Consider the following 8,391-nt stretch of genomic DNA (forward strand, 5'->3'; position numbering starts at 1 on the left):
CCTCAAGACGTTCCCATTGGTGATCTGTCAGTTCGTAGCGGCTCGGGCGAGACATTCAGGCTGGTTTCCTCCTACCTGTATCGTCTCATTTCCCATGCGCGTCGCTCTGAATGTCGATTCGCCCTAGAGCACGCGTTCAAGGATCAGCACCAGGAAGAACATGGCCGCCGCGATGACGGTCCACTTGACGGTCACGAGCCCGAAGCGCTTGTAGCGCTGCTGACCCGTGGCCGCGAAGAAGACGAACGACACGGCCGCCACGAGCAGCAGCAGCATGACGGCCCAGCGAAAGAGCAGCATGGCGGCCCGCTACCAGGCGCGCGCCGGCTGGGCGAAGCCCGTGGGCGCCTGGCGCTCGTTGTCGAAGCTCACGACCTCCCAGGCGTCGGGCTGGGCCAGCAGCGCGCGCAGCAGCTGGTTGTTCATGCCGTGGCCCGAGCGGAAGGCGCTGTAGGCCGCCAGCAGCGGCTTGCCCACGAGGTACAGGTCGCCCATGGCGTCCAGGATCTTGTGCTTGGCGAACTCGTCGTCGTAGCGCAGGCCGTCGGCGTTGAGCACCTTGTAGTCGTCCATGACGATGGCGTTGTCCAGCCCCCCGCCCAGCGCCAGGCCGCTGGTGCGCAGCATCTCCACGTCCTTGGTGAAGCCGAAGGTGCGCGCGCGGGCGATGTCGCGCGCGTAGTTGCCTTCCCCCAGGTCGAACTCCACGCTCTGCCCCGTGGAATCGACGGCCGGATGGGCGAAGTCGATCTCGAAGCGCAGCTTGAAGCCATGGTAGGGCTCCAGGCGCGCCCATTTCAGGCTCGTGCCCTCGCCCTCGCGCACCTCGACGGGGCGCTTGACGCGGATGAAGCGCTTGAGCGCGTTCTGCAGTTGCACGCCCGCGCTCTGCAGCAGGAACACGAAGGACGCCGAGGAGCCATCGAGGATGGGCACCTCCTCGGCCGTGATGTCGATGTACAGGTTGTCCAGCCCCAGGCCGGCGCAGGCCGACATGAGGTGCTCCACCGTGTGCACCTTGGCTCCGCCCGCGCCGATGGTGGAGGCCATGCGCGTATCGACCACGGCCGTCGCGGTGATGGGGATGTCCACCGGCTCGGGCAGGTCCACGCGGCGGAACACGATGCCCGTGTCCGGCTGGGCCGGGCGCAGCGTCAACTCGACCCGCTGGCCGCTGTGCAGCCCCACGCCGACGGCGCGGGTCAGGGTCTTGATGGTGCGTTGCTGGAGCATTGCGTGATTTTAGTGGGACCGTCCCCATTCGGCAGGCAGCTCTTCGCTATGGCGCCGATAGCAACGGGAGAGGAAAACCGGCGCGGCCAGGACAGGCCACGCCGGCTTGTGGCAGCGGGAAATCAATCCGCCTGCTTGCGCAGGAACGCGGGGATCTCCAGCTCGTCCATGCCGCCCGAGGACAGCGCGTCCACGCGCGCCGTGGCCGCCGTGCGGGTGCTGCGCCAGACGCTGGGCACCTGCATGTTGCCGTACTCGGCCTGGGCCGCGCCGCCAAGCACGCCGCCCGGCACGGCGGCGCCCGCCATGGGCATCTGGTAGGCCACGTTGTCGGTGCCGGTGCGCAGGGACTGCACCACCTGCATGGTCTGGCGGCGCGCGTTCTGGCGCGACAGGCCCGTGGCCACGACGGTCACGCGGATGTCGTCGCCCAGCGTGTCGTCGTAGGCGGCGCCGAAGATGACGTGCGCGTCGGGCGAAGCGTAGGCGTTGATGGTGTTCATCGCCAGGCGCGACTCGGACAGCTTGAGGCTGCCCTTGCTGGCCGTGACCAGCACCAGCACGCCCTTGGCGCCCGAGAGGTCGATGCCTTCGAGCAGCGGGCAGGCGATGGCCTGCTCGGCGGCGATGCGCGCGCGGTCGGGGCCGCTGGCCGTGGCCGTGCCCATCATGGCCTTGCCGGGCTCGCCCATCACGGTGCGCACGTCCTCGAAGTCGACGTTGACCTGGCCGTACTCGTTGATGATCTCGGCGATGCCGCCCACGGCGTTCTTGAGCACGTCGTTGGCGTGCGCGAAGGCCTCGTCCTGGGTGATGTCGTCGCCCAGCACTTCGAGCAGCTTCTCGTTGAGCACCACGATCAGCGAATCGACGTTGGCCTCCAGCTCGGCCAGGCCCTCGTCGGCGTTCTTCATGCGGCGGCCGCCCTCCCAGTCGAAGGGCTTGGTGACCACGCCCACGGTGAGGATGCCCATTTCCTTGGCCACGCGCGCGATCACGGGCGCGGCGCCCGTGCCCGTGCCGCCGCCCATGCCGGCCGTGATGAACAGCATGTGCGCGCCGGCGATGGCCTGACGGATGTCCTCCTGCGCGGCCTCGGCGGCCTCGCGGCCCTTGTCGGGCTTGCTGCCCGCGCCCAGGCCGTTGCTGCCCAGCTGGATGGTGCGGTGCGCCGTGCTGCGCGTGAGCGCCTGGGAGTCGGTGTTCGCGCAGACGAACTCCACGCCCTGCACGCTGCGCGCGATCATGTGCGCGACGGCGTTGCCGCCGCCACCGCCGACACCGATCACCTTGATCTGCGTGCCCTGGTTGAACTCTTCGGACTCGATCATTTCGATGGTCATGATGCTGCTCCTGAAACTTGCGTTGTGATATGCAATTGCCAAAGGTTTGTGTGTGTTCTTGTCTTGTGACGGGTCGTCCCGCCGGGGGGCGGGGCGGTACTTCGCCATCGCCCCCGTTTCCTGCGGGGCGGTCCGGCGCGCGCGAGCCAGAGCAGTGGGGCCGTCGTCATGTCAGAAGTTCCCCACGATGAAGTCCTTGAAGCGGCCGAAGGCGGTCTTCACCGAGCCGCTCTTGGCCGCCACCTTGAAGCCGCGCAAGCGCGCCAGGCGCGCCTCTTCGAGCAGGCCCATGACGGTGGCCGCGCGCGGCTGGGCGATCATGTCGGCCAGCGCGCTCGAATACTTGGGGATGCCGCGGCGCACGGGCTTGAGGAAGATGTCCTCGCCCAGCTCCACCATGCCCGGCATGACCGAGCTGCCGCCCGTGAGCACGATGCCCGAGGACAGCACTTCCTCGTAGCCCGACTCGCGCACCACCTGCTGCACGAGCGAGAAGATCTCCTCCACGCGCGGCTCGATCACGCCGGCCAGCGCCTGCTTGGACAGCATGCGCGGGCTGCGGTCGCCCAGGCCCGGCACTTCGACCTGCGCCTCGGGGTCGGCCAGCAGCTGCTTGGCGTAGCCGCTCTCGACCTTGATGTCCTCGGCGTCCTTCGTGGGCGTGCGCAGCGCCATGGCGATGTCGCTCGTGATCAGGTCGCCCGCGATCGGTATCACGGCCGTGTGGCGGATCGCGCCGCCCGTGAAGATGGCCACGTCGGTCGTGCCCGCGCCGATGTCCACCACGGCCACGCCCAGCTCGCGCTCGTCGTCGGTCAGCACGGCCTGGCTGCTGGCCAGCGGGTTGAGCAGCAGTTGCTCGACCTCCAGGCCGCAGCGGCGCACGCACTTGATGATGTTCTCGGCCGCGCTCTGCGCGCCCGTGACGATGTGGATCTTGGCCTCCAGGCGGATGCCGCTCATGCCGATGGGCTCCTTCACGTCCTGCCCGTCGATCACGAACTCCTGCGGCTCCACGAGCAGCAGGCGCTGGTCGCTGGAGATGTTGATGGCCTTGGCGGTCTCGACCACGCGCGCCACGTCGGCCTGCGTGACTTCCTTGTCCTTGACCGCGACCATGCCGCTCGAATTGAGGCCGCGGATGTGGCTGCCGGTGATGCCGGTGTAGACGCGCTGGATCTTGCAGTCGGCCATCAGCTCGGCCTCCTTGAGGGCCTGCTGGATGCTCTGCACCGTGGCGTCGATGTTCACCACCACGCCGCGCTTGAGGCCGTTGCTGGGCGCCACGCCCAGGCCGGCGAGCTTGAGCTCGCCGCCCGGCATCACCTCGGCCACCACGGCCATGACCTTGGCGGTGCCGATGTCCAGCCCCACGACCACGTCTTTGTATTCTCTTGCCATAGTTCTCAGTCCTGCCCTCGGTTGTTCTTTGCTGCCGCGCGCGCACGTGCCGCCGCGCGCGCCGCCGCCTTGCGCTCCGCCTCGCGCTGGGCGGCCACGCGCTGCGCCTCGGTGGCCACCGTGGTCACCCCGCGCAGGCGCAGCGCGTAGCCGTCCGCATAGCGCAGGTCGGCGTATTCCAGCGCGTCCACGCCGCGCCCCTGCTGCCTGGCCACGCCGGGCAAGGTGCTCACCAGGCGGCGCGCGCGGTCGAGCACCAGGTCCTGCGTGCCGCTGCCCAGCTCCAGCACGGCGCCGCCGGCCAGGGCGACGCGCCAGCCGCCGTTGCCCGTGAGCTCCAGCGTGTCGATGCCCGCGGCGAGCGGCTCCAGCACGGGCGCCAGGCGCCGGACCATGTCCAGCATCTCGGCGGACCGCCCGGGCGCGCCCAGCAGGCGCGGCAGGCCGTCCTGCTCCACGTCGTCGGCATCGGCCTCGAAGACGTCGCCCTGGCTGTCGACCAGCGTGGCGCTGCCCTCGGGGCCCCAGTAGGCCGCCACGTCGTGCTCCTGCAGCTGTACGCGCAGGCCGCTCGGGAATTCGCGGCGCACGTGGGCGCTGCGCACCCAGGGCACCTGTTCGAAGGCGCGGCGCGCGGCCTCCAGGTCCACGGTGAAGAAGTTGCCCACGAGCTGCGGCGCCACGTTGGCGCGCAGGCTCAGCGCGCTGGTGTGCACCAGGTCGCCCTCGACGGCGATGTGCCCGATCGCGAACGCGGGCTGGCGCAGCAGCCAGGTCCCGCCGGCCGCCAGCACGCCCACGGCGCAGCCCACGAACAGGACCGTGGCGGTCATGTTCATGAGCCTGACGTCGAACGGCGCGGGCAGCGTGGCGTTCATGTGGTCACTTCCCCTGCGATGCGTCCAGCGACGCGCTGGCCAGGATGCGCAGGCACAGGTCGGGGTAGCTGATGCCGCTGGCCTTGGCCGACATGGGCACGAGCGAGTGGCCGGTCATGCCGGGCGAGGTGTTGATCTCCAGCAGGAAGGGCTTGCGGTCGCTGGCGCGGATCATGATGTCGGCGCGCGCCCAGCCGCGGCAGCCCAGGGTGCGGTAGGCCTGGACCACGATGCGCCGGATCTCGCGCTCCTCGGCCTCCGGCAGGCCGCTCGGGCAGTGGTACTGCGTGACGTCGGTGAAGTACTTGTTCTGGTAGTCGTAGTTGCCCTCCGGCGCCACGATGCGGATCACGGGCAGGGCCTGCGCCGCATCGCCCTGGCCCAGCACCGGGCAGGTGGTTTCGTCGCCGTCGATGAACTGCTCGCACAGCACCTCGGGGTCGTGCTGCGCGGCGAGGCGGTAGGCCTGCTCGCACTGGCCCAGCGAGGTGACCTTGGTCAGGCCGATGGTGGAGCCCTCGCGCGAGGGCTTGACGATCATGGGGGCGCCCAGCGCCTGGAAGGCCTGCGCCGTCTCGGCGCTGCTGGAGACGAGCCGCCAGTCGGGCGTGGGCAGGCCCTCGAAGCGCCAGATGCGCTTGGTCATGATCTTGTCCATGGCGATGCTGGAGGCCATGACGCCGGGGCCGGTGTAGGGGATGCCCAGCAGCTCCAGCGCGCCCTGCACCGTGCCGTCCTCGCCGTGGCGGCCATGCAGGGCGATGAAGCAGCGCTGGTAGCCGTGGGTCTTGAGTTCCGACAGGTCGGCGTGCGCGGGGTCGAACGCATGGGCATCGACGCCGCGCGCGCGCAGCGCCTGCAGCACGCCGCCGCCGGACATGAGCGAGACCTCGCGCTCGGCCGAATCGCCGCCCATGAGCACGGCCACCTTGCCCAGCGCCTGCACGTCGATCTTCAGGTCATTTTGGGTCATTGCGCCCGTCCTTCCTGCGCTGGCAGCTCGTTTTTTTGAAGCATCTCGACGATCTTCGCGGGCACGCCGCCGATCGAGCCCGCGCCCATGCACAGCACCACGTCGCCGTCCTTCGCGCCGGCGGCGATGCGCTGGGGCATGTCGGCCACGTCGTCGATGAACACCGGCTCCACCGCGCCGGCCACGCGCAGCGCGCGCGCCAGCGACCGGCCGTCGGCCGCCACGATGGGCGCCTCGCCCGCGGCGTAGACCTCGGTGAGCAGCACGGCGTCGGCCGTGCCCAGCACCTTCACGAAGTCCTCGAAGCAGTCGCGCGTGCGGCTGTAGCGGTGCGGCTGGAAGGCCAGCACCAGGCGCCGGCCGGGGTAGGCGCCGCGCGCCGCAGCCATGGTGGCGGCCATCTCCACGGGGTGGTGGCCGTAGTCCTCGATGAGGGTGAAGCGCCCGCCGTCCTGCGCGGGCAGGTCGCCATGGCGCTGGAAGCGCCGGCCCACGCCGGTGAAGCCGGCCAGGGCGCGCAGCACGGCCTCGTCGGGCACGTTGAGCTCGGTGGCCACGGCGATCGCGGCCAGCGCGTTGAGCACGTTGTGCTCGCCCGCGAGATTGAGCACCACATCCAGGTCGGGCAGCGTGACGCCGTTGCGCCGCTGCACGCTAAAGTGCATCTGCGTGCCCACGGCGCGCACGTCGAGCGCGCGCACCTCGGCGCCCTCCGACAGGCCGTAGCTCGTGACCGGGCAGGTCACGCTGGGCAGGATGTCGCGGATCGCCGGGTTGTCCACGCACAGGATGGCCGTGCCGTAGAACGGCATGCGGTGCAGGAAGTCCACGAACGCCTGCTTGAGCCGGCCGAAGTCGTGGCCGTAGGTCTCCATGTGGTCGGCGTCGATGTTGGTGACCACGGCCATCACGGGCAGCAGGTTGAGGAACGATGCGTCGGACTCGTCCGCCTCGACCACGATGTACTCGCCCTGCCCCAGCTTGGCGTTGGTGCCCGCGCTGTTCAGGCGCCCGCCGATCACGAAGGTGGGGTCCAGCCCCGCCTCGGCCAGCACGCTGGCCACGAGGCTGGTGGTGGTGGTCTTGCCGTGCGCGCCCGCGATGGCGATGCCCTTGCGCAGGCGCATGAGCTCGGCCAGCATCACGGCGCGCGGCACGACGGGGATCTTGCGCTCGCGCGCGGCCAGCACCTCGGGGTTGTCCTGCTGCACGGCCGTGGAGGTGACGACCGCGTCCGCGCCCTGGATGTGCGCGGCCGCATGGCCCACGTGGGTGGCCACGCCCAGCGCGCGCAGGCGGCGCAGCGTGGGGCTGTCGGCCAGGTCCGAGCCCGAGACGCCGTAGCCCAGGTTGTGCAGCACCTCGGCGATGCCGCACATGCCCGAGCCCCCGATGCCGACGAAGTGGATGTGGCGAATGGCTTGCTTCATACGGCCAGCTCCTCGCAAGCGGCAACCACCTCGCGGGTGGCCTGGGTCTTTTGCATGTTTTTTGCCTTCAGCGCCCGTTCCATCAGCACAGGGCGCTCCATATTCAATAGCATATCGGCGAGGCCGCGCGGCGTCAGGTCGGCCTGCTGCACGAGCCAGCCTCCGCCCGCGTCCACGAGGAAGCGCGCGTTGGTCGTCTGGTGGTCGTCCACCGCGTGCGGGAACGGCACGAACACCGCGGCCGCGCCCACGGCGGCGATCTCGGTGACCGTGCTCGCGCCCGCGCGGCAGACGATCACGTCGGCTGCGGCATAGGCCGCGGCCGTGTCGTCGATGAACGGGGTGAGCTCGGCCTGCACGCCCGCGGCCTCGTAGCTGGCGCGCAGCTGCTCGATCTGCGCCGCGCCGCTCTGGTGCGTGACGACGGGGCGCCGCCCCTCGGGGATCAGCGCGAGCGCCTGCGGCACGATCTCGTTGAGCGCGCGCGCGCCCAGGCTCCCTCCCACGACCAGCAGCCTGAGCGGCCCCTGGCGGCCCGCGAAGCGCTCGGCAGGGCCGCCTTGCTGCGTGAACGCCGTGCGCAGCGGGTTGCCCACCCACTGCCCCTTCTTGAAGACGCCGGGGAAGGCCGTGAAGATGCGGTCGGCCACGCCGGCCAGCACCTTGTTGGCCATGCCCGCGACCGAGTTCTGCTCGTGCAGCACCAGCGGCCTGCCGGCCAGCACGGCCATCATGCCGCCGGGGAAGGTGACGTAGCCGCCCATGCCGAGCACCACGTCGGGCCTCACGCGCCGCACCACGGCCAGCGCCTGCCAGAACGCGCGCAGCAGCCTGAGCGGCAGCAGCGCCAGCGTGACGAGGCCCTTGCCGCGCACGCCCGAGAAGTCGATGGTCTCCACGCCGAAGCCATGCTGCGGCACGATGCGCGACTCCATGCTGCCCGGCGTGCCCAGCCAGCGCACCTGCCAGCCGCGCGCGCGCAGCTCCTCGGCCACGGCCAGCCCCGGGAAGATGTGGCCGCCGGTGCCGCCGGCCATGATGAGGGCGGTTTTCTGCCGGCTCATGTGCGGCCTCCGCGCATCGGCGCTACGCGCCTGGCCGTGCTTGCGCACGGCCGCAGCTTGTTCTGGTGA

8 protein-coding genes are annotated in these 8,391 nt (G+C 70.4%); all 8 read right to left on the reverse strand.

The features are described 5' to 3' along the window. Positions 1–123: 123 nt before the first annotated feature. A complete protein-coding gene (locus ACX12L_RS19225) occupies positions 124–300 on the reverse strand; it encodes a hypothetical protein (protein WP_459264047.1) in 177 nt (58 codons plus the stop codon). A gap of 9 nt (positions 301–309) precedes the next feature. Continuing rightward, a complete protein-coding gene (gene lpxC, locus ACX12L_RS19230; RefSeq protein ID WP_459264048.1) occupies positions 310–1,233 on the reverse strand; it encodes a UDP-3-O-acyl-N-acetylglucosamine deacetylase in 924 nt (307 codons plus the stop codon). A 122-nt stretch (positions 1,234–1,355) separates the two neighbouring features. Next, on the reverse strand, positions 1,356–2,576 hold the full coding sequence (gene ftsZ / locus ACX12L_RS19235) for a cell division protein FtsZ (RefSeq protein WP_459264049.1): 1,221 nt from the start codon (positions 2,574–2,576) through the stop codon (positions 1,356–1,358). A 171-nt stretch (positions 2,577–2,747) separates the two neighbouring features. Beyond that, positions 2,748–3,977: a cell division protein FtsA gene (gene ftsA / locus ACX12L_RS19240; protein WP_459264050.1), complete on the reverse strand. Its 1,230-nt coding sequence runs from the start codon at positions 3,975–3,977 to the stop codon at positions 2,748–2,750. Positions 3,978–3,982: 5 nt separating this feature from the next. Continuing rightward, positions 3,983–4,855, reverse strand: a complete 873-nt coding sequence (locus ACX12L_RS19245) for a cell division protein FtsQ/DivIB (protein ID WP_459264051.1) — start codon at positions 4,853–4,855, stop codon at positions 3,983–3,985. A gap of 4 nt (positions 4,856–4,859) precedes the next feature. Beyond that, positions 4,860–5,828 (reverse strand): D-alanine--D-alanine ligase, encoded by a 969-nt coding sequence (locus ACX12L_RS19250; protein WP_459264052.1) that lies wholly within the window; start codon positions 5,826–5,828, stop codon positions 4,860–4,862. Beyond that, entirely contained in the window at positions 5,825–7,258 is a 1,434-nt protein-coding gene (gene murC, locus ACX12L_RS19255; RefSeq protein WP_459264053.1) for a UDP-N-acetylmuramate--L-alanine ligase, read from the reverse strand. Before murC ends, ACX12L_RS19250 begins: the two co-directional genes overlap by 4 nt. Then, entirely contained in the window at positions 7,255–8,322 is a 1,068-nt protein-coding gene (gene murG, locus ACX12L_RS19260; protein WP_459264054.1) for an undecaprenyldiphospho-muramoylpentapeptide beta-N-acetylglucosaminyltransferase, read from the reverse strand. The genes murC and murG overlap by 4 nt, the downstream gene beginning before the upstream one ends. Positions 8,323–8,391: the final 69 nt, after the last annotated feature.

Source organism: Alicycliphilus sp. T452 (genome assembly GCF_054512775.1).